The sequence below is a fragment of the Amycolatopsis eburnea genome, from assembly GCF_003937945.1.
GTDB lineage: Bacteria > Actinomycetota > Actinomycetes > Mycobacteriales > Pseudonocardiaceae > Amycolatopsis > Amycolatopsis eburnea.
Genome location: NZ_RSEC01000066.1, coordinates 175705 through 191032, shown reverse-complemented (window position 1 = coordinate 191032; position 15328 = coordinate 175705). Strand labels below are relative to the sequence as shown.

General features: G+C 73.0%; 13 protein-coding genes. 4 read left to right on the top strand and 9 right to left on the bottom strand.

Features of this window, described 5'->3' with window-relative positions:
* Window positions 1-396 precede the first annotated feature (396 nt).
* Window positions 397-1104, bottom strand: coding sequence for a TetR/AcrR family transcriptional regulator (locus EIY87_RS46890; RefSeq protein WP_125316576.1), 708 nt, complete (start codon window positions 1102-1104; stop codon window positions 397-399).
* A gap of 89 nt (window positions 1105-1193) precedes the next feature.
* Between EIY87_RS46890 and EIY87_RS46885 the strand changes: the two genes are divergently transcribed.
* Window positions 1194-2189 carry an aldo/keto reductase gene (locus tag EIY87_RS46885; RefSeq protein WP_125316575.1) on the top strand — a complete coding sequence of 332 codons (996 nt, stop codon included), beginning with the start codon at window positions 1194-1196 and terminating at the stop codon, window positions 2187-2189.
* A 126-nt stretch (window positions 2190-2315) separates the two neighbouring features.
* On the top strand, window positions 2316-4538 hold the full coding sequence (locus tag EIY87_RS46880) for a glycoside hydrolase family 15 protein (protein ID WP_125316574.1): 2223 nt from the start codon (window positions 2316-2318) through the stop codon (window positions 4536-4538).
* On the opposite strand, the gene EIY87_RS46875 is transcribed toward EIY87_RS46880, so the two are convergent.
* From EIY87_RS46875 to EIY87_RS46855, 5 genes are all read right to left on the bottom strand, one after another.
* The gene (locus tag EIY87_RS46875; protein WP_125316573.1) at window positions 4526-5395 is read right to left on the bottom strand and encodes a hypothetical protein; all 870 of its coding nucleotides are present in this window, start codon (window positions 5393-5395) and stop codon (window positions 4526-4528) included. The two genes, EIY87_RS46880 and EIY87_RS46875, sit on opposite strands and share 13 nt — an antisense overlap.
* Window positions 5392-6723, bottom strand: coding sequence for a hypothetical protein (locus EIY87_RS46870; RefSeq protein ID WP_125316572.1), 1332 nt, complete (start codon window positions 6721-6723; stop codon window positions 5392-5394). Before EIY87_RS46870 ends, EIY87_RS46875 begins: the two co-directional genes overlap by 4 nt.
* Window positions 6716-7018 carry a DUF6403 family protein gene (locus EIY87_RS46865; RefSeq protein WP_125316571.1) on the bottom strand — a complete coding sequence of 101 codons (303 nt, stop codon included), beginning with the start codon at window positions 7016-7018 and terminating at the stop codon, window positions 6716-6718. Before EIY87_RS46865 ends, EIY87_RS46870 begins: the two co-directional genes overlap by 8 nt.
* Before the next feature lie 90 nt (window positions 7019-7108).
* Window positions 7109-7978, bottom strand: a complete 870-nt coding sequence (locus EIY87_RS46860; RefSeq protein ID WP_125316570.1) for an NAD(+)/NADH kinase — start codon at window positions 7976-7978, stop codon at window positions 7109-7111.
* Window positions 7975-8976 (bottom strand): SPFH domain-containing protein, encoded by a 1002-nt coding sequence (locus tag EIY87_RS46855; RefSeq protein WP_125316569.1) that lies wholly within the window; start codon window positions 8974-8976, stop codon window positions 7975-7977. Before EIY87_RS46855 ends, EIY87_RS46860 begins: the two co-directional genes overlap by 4 nt.
* Before the next feature lie 84 nt (window positions 8977-9060).
* Here EIY87_RS46855 and EIY87_RS46850 point away from each other — a divergent pair, with 84 nt between their 5' ends.
* Complete coding sequence (locus EIY87_RS46850; RefSeq protein ID WP_125316568.1) at window positions 9061-9735, top strand: NUDIX hydrolase; 675 nt, start codon at window positions 9061-9063, stop codon at window positions 9733-9735.
* Window positions 9736-9834: 99 nt separating this feature from the next.
* Here EIY87_RS46850 and EIY87_RS46845 read toward each other — a convergent pair whose 3' ends face one another.
* Window positions 9835-10971, bottom strand: coding sequence for an FAD-dependent monooxygenase (locus tag EIY87_RS46845; RefSeq protein ID WP_125316567.1), 1137 nt, complete (start codon window positions 10969-10971; stop codon window positions 9835-9837).
* 88 nt (window positions 10972-11059) lie between these two features.
* On the opposite strand from EIY87_RS46845, the gene EIY87_RS46840 reads away from it, so the two are divergent.
* Window positions 11060-11749: a TetR family transcriptional regulator gene (locus EIY87_RS46840; protein WP_125316566.1), complete on the top strand. Its 690-nt coding sequence runs from the start codon at window positions 11060-11062 to the stop codon at window positions 11747-11749.
* Between the two features lie 19 nt (window positions 11750-11768).
* Here EIY87_RS46840 and EIY87_RS46835 read toward each other — a convergent pair whose 3' ends face one another.
* Both EIY87_RS46835 and EIY87_RS46830 read right to left on the bottom strand, forming a co-directional pair.
* Window positions 11769-12362, bottom strand: coding sequence for a hypothetical protein (locus EIY87_RS46835; protein ID WP_225440446.1), 594 nt, complete (start codon window positions 12360-12362; stop codon window positions 11769-11771).
* A 37-nt stretch (window positions 12363-12399) separates the two neighbouring features.
* On the bottom strand, window positions 12400-15237 hold the full coding sequence (locus EIY87_RS46830; RefSeq protein ID WP_125316564.1) for a glycoside hydrolase family 2 TIM barrel-domain containing protein: 2838 nt from the start codon (window positions 15235-15237) through the stop codon (window positions 12400-12402).
* Between the last annotated feature and the right edge of the window lie 91 nt (window positions 15238-15328).

Below are 15328 nucleotides of genomic sequence, written 5' to 3'. Positions count from 1 at the left end.
CGACCACGTGGCCTCGCGATCCGCGTTCGGTGGCCGTCTGGCTAGCCGGGTCGCGGCTGTCCGCGTGGCCCGGGCCCCGGTGGCCGTCTGGGTTGCCGGATCGCGGCCGACCACGTGGCCCGCTGATCCGCGCCCCAGTGTCCTGAATGAGTCATTCAGGACTTCAGCCGTCAGAGGCCCGGCAAAGCCGCGCCGGCGAGCGGGTGACCGGCGGCAGAGTCGCCTGGCCGCATGGTCTGCTCGGCACCGCAGGGATGTCATGAAAGGGTCGTTCATCTCGCCAGACGACATGAACGACCCTTTCATGACATCGCGGACCGCCGGACCGGCCCGACCTTGCCAAGCCCTGTCTTCAGCCGTCCTGAATGACTCATTCAAGACCGTCGCCCGCGCGGGTCAGGCGTCGGCGATGCGGTCCAGCCACTCCGCCATCAGCACCCGCTCGGCGTCGGTGAGCGTGGTCGTCTCGGCGAGCCCGGCGCGCAGCGCGATCGCCCGCTCCGGCAGAGCAGAACCCGCCGGCTCGGGGGCGTCGGTCAGGATGCGGCTCAACACCGTTTCCCGCGCCGTCGCCGAAAGCTCGAGGTCGCGCTCGGCCTCGGGCGTCGCGATCAGGGACAGCACGACTCCCATCCCGGTCGCGTGCACCAGCCTGGCCGCGCGCTCGACGCTCACCCGCAGCCGGCCCGCGGCCGCGACGCGCTCGATGATCTCGCGCAGCATCGCTTCGGCTTCGCGCGCGGCGGGCGACGTGCGGCCCTTGCGGGCGTCGCCGTACATGAGGACGTAGAACTCCGGGCGGGACAGCCCGAACTCCTGGTGCAGGTCCCAGCCGCGCCTGAGGTCCTCGACCGCGTCGCCGGTCGAGCCCATCGCGCGCTTGCTGGTCAGGTACTCGTCGAAGCCGTACGCCGCGACCGCGTCGAGGAGGCCGTCCTTGTCGCCGAAGAGCCGGTACAGCGCCGGGGGCTGGACGCCGGCCGCCGCGCTGACCGCGCGGGTCGAGAGGCCGTCGCGGCCCTCGGCCACCAGCAGTTCGGCCGCCGCCCGGAGGATTCGCTCGCGGGTTTCCGCCGCCGGGCTGGTAGCCGTCTTCGTCACCATGGTTCCGATGGTAACAAAACTTCGGTAGCACTACTTCGGTATCGGTGATACGTTGAGTTCAGTATCAACGGAAACAGGAGTGGTGATCCATGCGTACCCGCACGCTCGGCCGGACCGGTCCGGCCGTCTCCGCCCTCGGCCTCGGCCTGATGGGCATGTCCGACCTGTACGGCCCGGCCGACGAAACCGAGTCGGTCGCGACGATCCACGCCGCCCTCGACGCCGGGGTCTCCCTGCTCGACACCGGGGACTTCTACGGCATGGGCCACAACGAACTGCTGCTGCGCGACGCGCTGCGCGGCCGCGCTCGCGAACGCGCCGTGATCAGCGTGAAGTTCGGCGCGCTGCGCGGCCCGGACGGCAGCTGGCTCGGCTACGACAGCCGCCCGGAGGCCATCAAGACCTTCCTCGCCTACAGCCTGCGCCGCCTCGGCACCGACCACGTCGACGTCTACCGCCCGGCCCGGCTCGACCCGGCGGTGCCGATCGAGGAGCAGATCGGCGCGCTCGCCGAGCTGGTGCGGGCCGGCTACATCCGGCACATCGGCCTGTCCGAAGTCGGCGCCGAGACCCTGCGCCGGGCCGCCGCCGTGCACCCGATCTCGGACCTGCAGATCGAGTATTCGCTGCTCTCCCGCGGGATCGAGGCGGAGATCCTGCCGGCCGCCCGCGAGCTCGGCATCGGCGTCACCGCGTACGGCGTCCTGTCGCGCGGCCTGCTGAGCGGGCACTGGTCGCCGTCGCGGGAACTGACGGCGGGCGACTTCCGCGGCCACAGCCCGCGGTTCCAGGGCGAGCACCTCGACCGCAACCTGGAGCTGACCGACGCGCTGGGCAAGCTCGCCGCCGCGAAGGGCGTGACGACCGCGCAGCTCGCGATCGCCTGGGTCGCCGCGCAGGGGGAGGACGTCGTCCCGCTGGTGGGTGCCCGGACCCGGGTCCGGCTCGCCGAGTCGCTGGGCGCCGAAGCCGTCGAACTGACCGAAGCCGACCTCGCGGAGATCGACGCCGCCGTCCCGCCCGGTGCCGCGTCGGGTGGCCGGTACGCCGAGGCGCAGCTCGGCCACCTCGACAGCGAGCGATGACGCCACTGCGCCGTCCGGCGGAGGGCTGGATCGATCCAGTCTGATCGGACATTGCTTGTCACCCGTCGGTGGCTCAATATGTTGCGGCTCGCAACATATTGACGACAACGCCGTCGGAGGTCGGAAATGATCAGGTGGAAAGCGGTCCTGGCCTGCGCGGGAGCGGGTGTTCTGCTCGCCGGGCTCGTCCAGGGGACGGCCCTGGCGAGCGGCACCGCGACCGACTGCTGCGGCGGCGGGGCGTCCTGGGCGACCGGCAACAAGTCCGCGCTGGGCACCTCGACTACGGCCGGCAGCCCGGTGTGGTTCACCGTCGCCGACGGCGTGACGTCGGAGGTCTTCTACCCCCGCGCCGACGTCCCGAACACGCAAGACATGCAGTTCGTCGTCACCGACGGCTCGACCTTCGTCGACCTGGAACGCGACAACACGAACCACGTCGTCACGATGCCCGACGAGAAGGCGCTGCAGTACACGGTCACCAACACCGCCAAGAGCGGGAAGTACCGGATCACCACCGACTACGTCACGGACCCGGCCCGCTCGACCCTCGTCACGAACACCCGGTTCCAGTCCCTCGACGGCGGCAGCTACCGGCTCTACCTGCTGGCCAATCCGTCGATGGCGGGCGGCGGCGCGAACGACAACGCGTGGTGGGACGGCAGCGGCCTGGTGGCGAGCGGCACCGAGACGCTGTTCGGCGGCACCGCCACCACCGTCGTGCAAGCCCTGCGCGCCTCGACCGGCTTCACCGCGCACGACAACGGCTACACCGGCGCGGGCAGCGACTGCCTGGCCGATCTGCGCGCCGACAAGAACCTGAACAACCAGTTCGACAACGTCTCGGGCACCGGCAACGTCGTCCAATGCGGACAGATCCCGGTCGGGACCGACACGACGTTCACCGTCGCGCTCGGCTTCGGGAGCACGGCGGCGGCCGCGACCTCGGCCGCGAGCGGGTCGCTGAGCACCGGGTTCTCCAGCGTCTCGGCGTCCTACCGCAGTGGCTGGAACTCCTACGTCGGCAGCCTGAAACCCGCTCCCGCGAGCGTTTCCGGCGACACGCAACGGCGGCGCGCGTACTACGTCGCCGCGATGGCGCTGAAGACCGCCGAGGACAAGCAGCACCCGGGCGCGAGCGTCGCCGGCCTGGCCACGCCGTGGGGCAACTTCACCAACGGCGACCAGCTCAACGACGGCTACCACCGCGTCTGGGGCCGCGACCTCTACCAGCAGGCGACCGGCCTGCTCGCCGCCGGGGACAGCGCCCAGGCCAAGCGGATGGCGCAGTTCCTCTGGAACTCCCAGTGGATCGGCAGCCCGACCGCCGGCGACGGCACGACCTACCCGGCGGGCTCGTTCCCGCGCTACAGCCCGGTTTCCGGGGTCGCCGGCGCGAGCGCCCAGCAGCTCGGCTGCTGCGAACAGCTCGACCAGGACGCCGACGCCATCCTGCTCGCGTGGCTGACCGGCCTCACCGACGCCTCGACCTACGCCAAGGTCAAGACGACGGCGAACCACATCACCGCGACCGGCCCGGACACCACCGAGCGGTGGGAAGAGCAGTACGGCAAGTCGCCGTCGTCGGTCGCGGCCGAGATCGCCGGCCTGATCGCCGCGGGTGCGATCGCCCGGGCCAACGGCGACACCGCGAGCGCGTCCACGTGGGAGTCCACAGCGGACTCGTGGCGCAACTCGCTGGCGGGGTGGACGGTCACGACGTCCGGCTACTGGGGCGGCCACACCTACTACGAACGGCTCGACCGCGCCGGGAACCCGAACGACGGCGCGACGATCTGCTTCGACGAAGGCTGTTTCTACGAACACGACGTGACCGACTTCGGCTTCCTCGACCTGGTGCGGCTCGGCATTCGCCCGGCCGGCGACACCACGATCGCCAACTCGATCGCGCCGACCGCGGCGGCGTCGGACGGCAACTCCGCGATGCAGGTGACGCTGCCCAACGGCGACGTCTACTTCCACCGCTACCCGCACGACAACTACGGCGAGAGCACCGCGAACTGCAGCGGCTGGCCCGCGGGCGGCAGCCAGCGCTTCGGCAGGCTGTGGCCGGTGCTGTCGGGGGAGCGCGGCCAGTACGAACTGGCCAACGGCCGCTCCGCCGCGGTGTACCTCAAGTCCATGGCGGACTCGGCCAACGACGGGTACTTCGTGCCCGAACAGGTCTGGGACCGCGGCGACGTCGGGTGCTTCGGGCTCGGCCGCCCGACCGGCAGCGCGGGCCCGCTGATGTGGGCCGAGGGCCAGTACCTCCGGCTGGCCCAGAACATGGACGCGGGCCGCAACCTCGACACGCCGTCGATCGTCAAATCCCGCTACGGCACCTGAGCGGCCAGCTCGCGTGCCCGGGCCAGCAGCTCGTCGGCCCGGGCACGCAGCTCCGGTGTCTCGCCGTCGAGCTGGGGCAGGAGGTTCGCGTAGTCCGACACCAGACGCCGGTAGCCGCGGGTGAACTTGGTCTTGCCCGGCTCCCGCGCGAACCGCTCGTCCAGGTCGATGATCTGCTGGGCCAGCACCGCGGCGACCGACGCCAGCTCCGCCCGCGCGTCCGCTTCGGCGTCCCGGCGCTCGCGGCGGGCCAGCGTCGCCCGCGCGGTCCGGCGCCCGGCCACGTACAGCACGAGCGCACCCAGGCCGACCACGAGGACCGCGGCCGCCGCGACCAGGTACCGGGGCAGCGACGGGCTGACCGTGCGGCCGCCGTCGGGTATCGCGCCCGAGCGCACGAGCAGGTCGTAGTTGACGACCGCGACCTTCAGCGCGTCGGCGGGGCGGTCGGCGAACCCGTCGATGCCGTTGCCGATCATCGACTCCGCGACGTAGGCCTTGCCGAAGTTCTCGTCGTCGTACCCGGGCAGCCGCGAGCAGCCGTACTTGTCGTATTCGTCGCCGTCCCGGCTGAGCAGGAGACCCAGCGTGCCGTCGATCGCGCCGGACAGGCTGTCGCACTCGTCGCCGAGGTCCGCGCCCGGTTCGAGGAACGCGACGGCGAGCCGCCGGTTGCCGATCACGCGCTCCGCGGCCGCCTGGTCGACCGCGACGCCGGGCGCGGCGTACACCGACGACGTCCGCAGCTGCCGGGCCATCGGGCCGTCGAACACCCCAGCCGACCACAAGGCCCAGCCCGCCAGCACGAGACAGCCGAGTACCGCGACGCCGAAGGCGCTGCCGAAGAACCGTTTCACGCGAGCCTCCCCCGCAGGAACGCGGCCGGCCGGTAGTCGGCCCGGCCGAGCAGCTCCGCCGTGGTGTCCAGTTCGGACTCCGCCTGGTCGAGCAGCTCCTGGACGTGCTTGTCCGGCAGCTGCTCGTCGAACGCTTCCCGCGCGGCCGTCAGCCGGGTGATCCCGCAGGTGAGCGACGCGGCCGACTCACCGTCCGTGAGACCGGAGACCTCCACGGCGAGCGCGGTGAGACCCGCCAGGCGCGCGGGCGTCCGGACGGTCCGCGCGGGCTGACGCACCTGGCGTACGGACAGGATCAGGAACCCGGCGGCGCAGGCGGCGAACAGCCACGGCAGCGCGGGCAGCGCGACGCGCAGCGGGTCGAACGGGGTGTAGGGCAGCGGGCGGTCGAACAACCCGGCGTACCGGATGGCCGTGACCCGGTCCAGCCACGCGTTCAGGACCGTGCTCTGCGGGTAGGCGTACTTGCTGAGCCGATCGCCGAACTGGCCGTAGAAGCTGGCCGAGGCGACGTCGGCGAACTCCGCGGCCGACGGTCCGTCGTACTCGACCCACGAGCCGTACACGACGACGACCGGGCGGCCGGGGAACTCGCGGGCCAGCGCCGGTCCGAAGTGGACCATCGGCCCGCCCGGCGGCTGCTGCGGCAGCACGACGTACAGCGGCTGGGCGCCGGGGAACGCCGATGTCGTCGCCGGTGGGGTCTTCGCCGTCGTCCCGGGTGCGAGGTAGTGGCCGGTGCCGCGGAGCCCGGCGGTGACGGGGGCCAGTTCGGCCGGCGTCGGGTCGCGGCGCGCGAGCGGCGGCCGGTCCGGCGGATCCGGCTGGTGGTTCAGCTTCGCGACCAGCGTGGCCAGCGGCGAAGTGACGTCGCCGGTACCGAACTGGCGGATCCACTCGGCCGCGCGGTCGGACGAGACCCCGTAGATCCCGCCGCTCACCTCGGTGCCGAGGATGCGGACCGCGTCGTCGCCGGCCTTGCGCACCCGTTCGCGGAGGTCCTTCGGCAGCCCGGGTGGCGCCGCGATGATCCGGACTTCCGCGGTCCCGGCCGCCGCGCGGACGGCGTGGTCGTCCCAGGTCGCGATCGCGCCCGGCAGCCGGACCACGGGGGAGCTCTTCACCATCGCCGACAGCTGTTCGGCCGAGGGAAGGGTCGCGCCGCTGAGCTCGCCCGCCGAGCCCTCCGGGATCGGGTTGGCCGGCGCCGGTGCCTGGCCGTAGCTGACGTAGGTGCTCTGCCGCTGCACGAGCAGGAACGTCACCAGCACCCCGACGGCCACCGCGAGCAGGGTCCACCGGAGGACCTCCGGCCAGCGCCTAAGCACGGGCGGCCTGCCAGAGCAGGTCGGCGCGGCGCGCGTGGTCCTCGGCCGACCTGGCCGCGCGCACCCCGCCGCGGGCGGCCGCGATGGTCTCCGCCCGGGTCAGCAGCTGCTCGGCTTCGGGCAGGGAAGTGGCCGCCGCGTCGCGGCTGACCGCGGCGCTGTCGATCGCCGCGCGTGCGGCCGACCAGGCGACCCGCCGGCGTTCGTCGCGCTCCCGCCACCGGGGCACGGCGACCGCCCCGAACCCGGCGACGGCGATCACCACCGCGGCGAGCACCCACACCACCCACGTCATCCCGGCCACCTGCGCTCTCTCGGGGAGGAGATCATTCTGCCGGGAGCGGCCCGCGGATGTGACGTCTTTGCCGCATCGTGTCGCAGGTGTTCACCGGACCAAGTGGACGGTCTTCGCGGCCGGGACGAAGGTGGCGGTCTGGCCGCGGGTGAGGGCGACCGTGTCGGCTTCGAGGCCGTCGCCGAACGCGACCAGGCGGTCGGACTCGACCTCGACCGTCAGCGGCGTCCCGGTCAGCTCGCCTTCGGTGTGCTCGGTCCCGGTCGTCGGCGACGGCCAGGCCTCGCGCACGAACCAGACCAGCCGGGCCTCGCCGGGGGCGGGCAGGCGCAGCCCGCTGCGGCGTTCCCGCCACACCGAGCCGCACCAGCCGGTCGCGCCGGTGCCCGTCCCGACGAGGATTCCCGACGAGGCCTGGCGTTCCCGCGGCCCGCCACCGACCCCCAGCCGGTAGCGGGCCGTCTGGTGCCCGGCGTGCCCGAGGTAGATCTCGTTGAGCGCCAGCAACCGCTGGCCGTCGTCCGCGGTGAGCTCGGCCATCGTCCGGTGCTCGACGTCGCCGGTGCTCCGCACGAGGTCCGCGACCGCGTGCGGCGGGTGCTTGACGAGGACGCCGGGCCGCGCCGGCGTCACGCCGATCACCGGCTGCCCGTCGAGGTACTTGGCCACGTTGGCGATCAGGCCGTCCTGGCCGACCACGACGACGATGTCCTCCGGCGTGAACAGGAACCGGTCGAGGTCGGCGCGTTCGACCTCGCCGCGGCGCCAGTCGAGCGGGATCGCCGCCGACGCCGTCTTGAGCGCGGCGCGCAGGGCGGCGTCCGCTTCGGTCACCTCTGCGAGGTCGCGGCCGCGCGTGCGCAGGAAGAACTCCGCCTGGCCGCGCGTGCCGTGCCGCGCCAGCAGCTCGTCCAGTTCGGTGCGCCGGTGCACGAGCACGACGCGCGGGGCGAGGCTCACGACCGCACGCCGAGCTTGGTCAGCAGCGGCGCGAGCAGGTCCGGGGTCACCGTGAGGCTGTCGATCTTCGGCAGGTTCCCGGCCAGCTCCTTGAGCGCCAGCCCGGTGAGCACGCCTTCGGGCAGATCGCGGTACGCCGCCAGCCGCGCGGCCTCGCCGGCCGCCTCGGCCTCACCGAGGGCCCGCTTGCCTTCGGCGTCGACCTGCGTCAGGCGTTCCTTGCGCGACGCCTGCGCCTCGGTCTCGATCCGGCTCGCCGCGGCGGCCTCCTCGGCCTGCCGCCGGGCGTTCGCGCCGCGCTGGGCGAGCAGCTGCTCCTCGCGCCGGGCCAGCTCGATCTGGTTCTGCAGCTCGTTCTCGCCGATCGCCCGTTCGCGTTCGACGGCGAGGGCCCGCCGTTCGTAGGTCGCCCGATCGGCCTCCTGCTGCACCTTTTCCCGCGCGGTCGTCTGCAGCGCCTTCTCGACCTCCGGCTCGGCGCGGATGGCGACGACGCGGACGTCGACGACCGCCGAGCCGGTCTGCGCGAGCCGCGTGTCCTCGTCGGCGAGCCCGGCGCGGATCCGGTCGCGGACCGCCTGGACGCCGTCGACCAGCGCGACCTCCAGCGACGTGCGCGTCAGGACCTCGACGGCGTACTGCTGGACGTTCTCGGTGAGCAGCCCGCTGATCTGCGCGAGGGGATCGCCCCGCCAGCGGCCGGTGTCCGGGTCGATGGAGAAGTCGATCCGCTGCGCGGCCAGCGCCGGGTCCTCGATGCGGAAGGTGAGGGCGAGCTGGACGGTGACGTCCTGGAAGTCGGCGGTGCGGGCGTGGAACAGCAGCGGCAGCTCCCGGTCGTCGACCGGCACCTCCGACACCACCGCGGTGAGCGGCCGGTACCAGAACGACAGCCCGACGCCGTCGTGGGCGAGCTTGCCGCGGCGGAAGTGGCGGATGTGCACGGTGGGCGCGCCCCGCAGGTGCCGGAAGCCGAAGCGGCGGTCGATGTCGGCCATGAGGTCCTCCTCTTATCGTCGGTGTGACGATATGGGGCGCGAGGCGTAATCGTCAAGATGACGATTAACGGGTAGGGTGGTGGCATGGATCACCCTCCGTTCGCCGTCACCGTGGACCTCGTCGTGCTCACCCTGAGGGACGAGTTGTGCGCGCTGGTGGTGCGCCGCGGGATCGAGCCGTACGCAGGGGAGTGGGCGCTGCCGGGCGGGTTCGTCCGGGCGGACGAAGACCTCCCCGACGCGGCGCGGCGCGAACTGGCGGAGGAAACCGGGCTGGCGCCCGGGTCCGTCCACATCGAACAGCTCGCCGGGTACGGGGCACCGGGCCGGGACCCGCGGCTGCGGGTCGTCACGATCGCCTACCTGGCCTTGGCGCCGGACCTGCCGGTGCCGTCGGCCGGCACGGACGCGGCCGAAGCCCGCTGGGTGCCGGTGCGCGCGCTGGCGGCCGAGCGGCTGGCGTTCGACCACGACCGCATCCTGGCCGACGGCGTCGAGCGCGCGCGGGCGAAGCTGGAGTATTCACCACTGGCCACGGCGTTCTGCGCGCCGGAGTTCACCGTGGCCGAGCTGCGCCGGGTGTACGAGCTGGTCTGGGACACCCGGCTGGACCCGCGGAACTTCCACCGCAAGGTGACGGGAACCGCGGGCCTGCTCGCCCCGACCGGCCGCACGACCACCCGCGACGGCGGCCGCCCGGCGCAGCTGTACCGGCGGGGAGAAGCCGAGCTGCTGTACCCGCCGATGCTGCGCAGCTGACGGGACCAAGCGCCCCAAGGTGGCCTTCGGTGCGTCTGACGCACCGAAGGCCACCTTGGGTGCGTCAGACGCAACCAAGGCCACATTGGGGCGCATGGGTCAGGCGGCGCGGGCCGGCACCAGCCGTCGGGCGGCCGTGATCAGGGGCAGCAGGCGGGTGCCGAAGTTGCGGGCCGCGAGGCCGCCCCGCGTTGCCGGGATCAGCAGGCTCGCGGCGGCGGAAACGTTGCGCTGCTTGGGTTCCACCAGCTTCCGGTGACTGCTTTCGTACCGCCGGAACGCCGACGCCGGGTCGCCCGGGGTCCGGCCCAGTTCCTCGGCGAGGGTGTACGCGCCCGCCATCGCCAGCGTCGAACCGTCGCCGAAGAGGGACACGCACGACGCCGCGTCGCCGGCCAGCGCGATGCGGCCCGACGACCAGCCGTCCAGCCGCACGCGGCTCACCGAGTCCAGGTACAGGTCCTCCGCCTCGCGCACGCGCTCGAGCAGCTCCGGCACGCGCCAGCCCGCGCCCTCGTACGCCTCGGCGAGCATGCGCTTGTGCAGCGCGGAGTCGCGGTGGTCGAACCCCGGCACGGCGGCCCCGCGGAACATGAACGCCGCGATGCCGCGCCCGCGCGAGGGGTGGATCGCCAGCGCCCGGCCCGGCGAGTTGTACATGACGATCGACGTCGCGTCGGCCGCGGCCTCGGCGAGCGGGAGCGTCGCGATGTAGACGCCCATGTGCTCGACGAACGCGTGCTCCGGCCCGAACGCCAGGCGCCGCACGTTCGAGTGCAGGCCGTCGGCGCCGATCACCAGGTCGAACCGCCGGTCCGCGCCCCGCTCGAACGTGACGTCGACACCGCCGCCGTCCTGGTGCAGCCCGGTGATCGAGTCGTGGAAGACGAACTCGGCGTCCGCGCGAGCGGCGTCGTGCAGGATCGCCGCGAGGTCGGTGCGGGGCAGCTCGATGCCGCCGTCGCCACCCAGCGCGACGCGGCCGGTGCGCCGTCCCGCGTCGTCGACGAACTTCAGTTCGGTCGCGTCGGTGCTCGCCTCCCGCAGCTTCGCCGTGATGCCCATCCGCTCGGCGACGCGGGACGCCGGCCCGCGCACGTCGACCGGGCTGCCGCTCGAGCGCAGCCCGGCGGCGCGCTCGACCACGGTCGGCCGGAAGCCCGCGCGGGCCAGCCAGTACGCCAGCGTCGGCCCGGCGACGCCCGCGCCGGAGATCAGTGCGGTCTGCTCGGTCATGGTGTTACCCCCATCAAGGTCCTGACCATCGGTCAGTGATGACCGTACGCTCCTGTCCAACGGTCAGGCAAGCGGCTAGGCTCGGGCGATGACCGACGACACCCGCGCCCGGATCCTGCGCGCCGCGCTCGAGGAGTTCTCCGAGCGCGGCTTCCACGCGACGTCGGTCCGGGAGCTGGCCGAACGCGTCGGCGTCACGAAAACCGCGGTGCTGTACCACTTCCCGGGCAAGGCCGACATCGTCACGGCCCTCGCCGAGCCGCTCCTGGACGACCTCGAAGCGGCGATGGCGAAAGCGGCGGAGGCCGCGGACCCGCGCGCGGCGGCGATCGAAGGCCTGCTGGGCGTCTGGCTGGCTCATCGCTACCTGCTGCGGATGAACCTGCGCGACCTCGGGCTGACCGCGTCGACGGCGGTGTTCGAGCGCTTCCGCGACGGCATGCTCACGGCGAACCGCCTGGTGGCGGGCCCGGACGCGGACCTGGCCGGCCGGGTCCGCGCGGCACAGGCGATCGCGATGCTCAGCGACCCGGTCGTGCTGTTCGCCGACGCCCCGGTGGCCGAGCTGCGCGCCGCGGTCCTCGACGGTGTCGACCGGCTGTACGCCGTGGCCGAAGACCGGCCCCGCGCCCGCCGGGGCCGCCCGACGGTGATGAGCCCGGAGACGATCGAAGCTGCCCGCCGCCTCTACGACGCGGGCCACGCGCCGTCCGACATCGCGACGGCGCTGGGCGTCTCCCGCGCCACGATCTACCGCCACCTGCCGGGCGTCGAATAATGAGACGCATTAATGAGACTTATTGAGACGCAACCTCGATGGCGGGCAGCGCCGCCAGCTGGGCGGGAGTCAGCTTGGCCGCCGCCTCGAAGACCTTCTGCTGGTGTTCCTTGATCCGCTCGTCCACCAGCCGGCTCAGTTCGAAGACCAGGCGGCCGGTCTGGCGGACCGTGACGTCGTCCACCAGCGGCCGTCCCGCCGACGTGATGACGACGCCCGAGGCCGCGCCGGTGGGGGATTGTGAGACGCCCACCGAGTAGGTCTCGCGGGGGTTGACCGGCCCGTCGAGCGAGAAGTCCCGGAGCCGCCCGAGCAGCGCGTGCCACTCGGCGACCTCGCCCGGCACCCCGGTGGCCTCGACGTCCGCCACGGTCAGTCCCATGCCGCGGTCGCCGGTGCGGAAGCAGCGGGCGTACGAGTTGAGCGCCGACACCCACAGCGCTTCGACGACCACGTCGTCCACCCGCGGGCGGGCGAACTCCGTCATCAGCCGGTCGCAGCACTCGAGCGTGAACTGCAGGTCGTCGAAGATCCCGACCAGGTCGGCCAGGCCCAGCGCGCCGGGGGTGGTCAGCCGCCGGGCGCTCGAAGGGGTCGTCGTGGAAGCGGGCACCCTCCCACGACACCGCATCCGGGCGCGTCCCGCGGTCTCAATTTGCGACACCACCCGCCACGGGCCGCAGCGTCAGTGCGAACGACGTCTTCCCCGGTACCAGCCGGTACGGCGCCAGCACCCCGGGCCCGCACGCCGCCGTCCCGAGGCCGTGCTGGGCCACGTCCAGCGTGAGGTGCACCAGCGACCCGGACTCCAGCTCGTCCGTGTGCCGCGCTGCCTCCAAGGCCGCCGACGTCCAGCGGCGGGCCGTGAAGTCGAACGTCGGGTCGCCGTCGACGCGGAGGCCGGTGCCGTCCGGGCCCGTGAACCGCGCCCAGCGCACGGCCGTGCGGTTGCCGTTCTCCTGGGGGAAGACGTACGGCGTCTGCAGGCCGTCGACGCTGCTGGAGAACCGGCCGATCCGCGCCGCCTGGCGGCTGTCCGGGTACGCCTCGCCGGGGCCGCCGCCGAACCACTCGGCCGAGCCGAACGTGCCCGGGACCGCCATCGCCAGGCCGAGCCGGGGGAGCGTGTCCGGTACCGGGCCGTCCGGGGTGACGTCGACGCGCAGCCGGAGGCCGCCGTCGAAGGCCGTCCACGTGTAGTCCGCGAACAGGCCGAACGCCCGTGCCGGCGGCGCGACCCGGGTGCGCACGACGAGTTCGTCCCCGTCGGCGTCGACCGCGATGACCCGGTGCTGCATCCGGTGCAGCCCCGCCTCGAACCACCGTGATGCCTCGGCCGGGCCGGGCGAGGAACCGCGGTCGTTGTCGGTGGTCGCGCGCCAGACGTCGAGCCGCGGGCCGTCGACCGGGTGCCCGCCGAGTGCCGTCAGCGCACCGGTGGCGGCGTCGAACTCGCCGGTGCCGAGGACGAGCTGCCCGGCCGTGCGGAACACCGGGCCGCGTACCGGCGGCGCGGGACGGGCGGGCGCCGGCGACACCGGCAGCTGCCCCCAGCCGACGACGTGCCCGGCGGGTGCCCACGCCGTCGCCGAAGCCAGCGACGCCGAAACGGTGAGCCAGGATTCACCGGCACACGGCGGCAACGGCGGCAGCGGAACGGTGACGCTCTGTCCGGAGTGGACGACCGGGACGTCGAGAACCCCTTGCGCGACGGCGATTCCCTCGTCTTCAAGAACCCACGAAAACGTCACGTGCTCGGTCGACACGAAGTCGTAGTGGTTCGAGACCCGGATCCCGGCCGGGCCGGCGTCGATCCGCACCGGCTCGATGATCTTCGCGAACTCCGTCAGCCCCGGGGACGGCGTCCGGTCCGGGAAGAGCAGGCCGTCGATGACGAAGTTGCCGTCGTGGAGCGGCTCGCCGAAGTCCCCGCCGTAGGCGAAGTGGCCGGGGACGGCCAGGCCGTGGTCGATCCACTCCCAGACGAACCCGCCCTGGCAGTTCGGGTACCGCTCGAACAGCTCGCGGTACTCCAGCAGCCCGCCCGGCCCGTTGCCCATCGCGTGCGCGTATTCGCAAAGGAGGAACGGCAGGTCACGGCGCCGCTCGTTGTCGTCCTCACGCCGCCCGATCCGGTCGACCTCGTCCGGTGTCGCGTACATCCGGCTGTGGACGTCCACATAGGAGCAGTCGTGGTCGCCCTCGTAGTGCACCGGCCGCGTCGGGTCGCGGTGGCGCACCCAGTCCGCCATCCGCGCCAGGTTGTCCCCGGTGTGGCTTTCGTTGCCCAGCGACCACAGGATGACGCTCGGCCGGTTCTTGTCGCGTTCGACCGTGCGCCGCATCCGGTCCAGGTAGGCGTCCGTCCACATCGGCTCGCCGCTCGGGTTGCGCTCCCAGCCCAGCGGCCCGAAGCCGTGGGTCTCCAGGTCGCACTCGTCGATCACCCACAGCCCGTACTCGTCGCACAGCTCCAGGAACGCCGGGTCCGGCGGGTAGTGGCTGGTCCGGACGGCGTTCACGTGGTGCCGCTTCATCAGCAGGACGTCGGCCAGCGCCGTCTCCGGGGACACCACCCGCCCGGTGCGGGGGTCGTGCTCGTGGCGGTTCACCCCGCGCAGCAGCAGGCGCTGCCCGTTGACCTTGAGCTGACCGTCCTCGATGGACACCGTCCGGAAGCCGATCCGCACCGGCACGCGTTCGGCCGCGGTGGACAGCGTGCCCTCGTACAGCCGGGGCGTCTCGGCGGTCCACGGCTCGACGGGCAGCTCCAGCGGGTCCCCGGCCGGGTGGCCCGCGATGCCCAGCGAAGGGATGTCCAGCACGACGTCCGGGCCGGTCTCGACGCGGAGCGTGCCCAGCCCGGAAACGTGGTCGTAGTCCGCGCGGACCCAGTAGTCGCCGATGCCGCCCGCCGGGCGCGACAGCAGCGTGACCGACCGGAAGATCCCGGACAGCCACCACATGTCCTGGTCCTCGAGGTAGCTGCCCGCCGACCACTGGTGCACGCGCACGACGAGGACGTTGTCCCGGGGCCGCAGCAGCGGCCCGACCTCGAACTCCGACGGCAGCCGGCTGCCCTTCGTGACGCCCAGCTCGGTGCCGTTGAGCCAGATCCGCCCGCACGAGTCGATCCCGTCGAAGCGCAGCACCGCCGGCCCGGACGGCCAGTCGTCCGGCAGGTCGAAGTGCCGCCGGTGGTCGCCGGTCGGGTTGTCCGACGGGACGTGCGGCGGGTCGACCGGGAACGGGTAGTGCACGTTCGTGTAAGCGGGCGCGCCGTGGCCGTGCAGCTGCCACAGCGACGGCACCGGGAGCTCGTCCCACCCGGAGTCGTCGGCTTCGAGCGGGTCCGGGGCCGCCGCGATGCTGGGGGAGAGCCGGAACCGCCAGGTGCCGTTCAGCGACAGCGACGGCGCGTCGGAGGTGAAGGACGCGCGCGGCGGTACCGAACCGTGGCCCGGGCCCGGGTCTTCGACGTACGACATGGAGTCCTCTCCGCCAGCGCCGTGAACGCTCCCGTGAACGTTCACGGGCCGCCCGGAAGTCTGCGTCGCGCCGCGTCGGCGTGTCAAGGGA

Excerpts from the sequence above, each read along its gene's own strand:
- EIY87_RS46890 (WP_125316576.1), bottom strand. The coding sequence starts at position 1,104 with ATGGTGACGAAGACGGCTACCAGCCCGGCGGCGGAAACCCGCGAGCGA.
- EIY87_RS46885 (WP_125316575.1), top strand. The coding sequence starts at position 1,194 with ATGCGTACCCGCACGCTCGGCCGGACCGGTCCGGCCGTCTCCGCCCTC.
- EIY87_RS46880 (WP_125316574.1), top strand. The coding sequence starts at position 2,316 with ATGATCAGGTGGAAAGCGGTCCTGGCCTGCGCGGGAGCGGGTGTTCTG.
- EIY87_RS46865 (WP_125316571.1), bottom strand. The coding sequence starts at position 7,018 with ATGACGTGGGTGGTGTGGGTGCTCGCCGCGGTGGTGATCGCCGTCGCC.
- EIY87_RS46855 (WP_125316569.1), bottom strand. The coding sequence starts at position 8,976 with ATGGCCGACATCGACCGCCGCTTCGGCTTCCGGCACCTGCGGGGCGCG.
- EIY87_RS46850 (WP_125316568.1), top strand. The coding sequence starts at position 9,061 with ATGGATCACCCTCCGTTCGCCGTCACCGTGGACCTCGTCGTGCTCACC.
- EIY87_RS46845 (WP_125316567.1), bottom strand. The coding sequence starts at position 10,971 with ATGACCGAGCAGACCGCACTGATCTCCGGCGCGGGCGTCGCCGGGCCG.
- EIY87_RS46840 (WP_125316566.1), top strand. The coding sequence starts at position 11,060 with ATGACCGACGACACCCGCGCCCGGATCCTGCGCGCCGCGCTCGAGGAG.
- EIY87_RS46830 (WP_125316564.1), bottom strand. The coding sequence starts at position 15,237 with ATGTCGTACGTCGAAGACCCGGGCCCGGGCCACGGTTCGGTACCGCCG.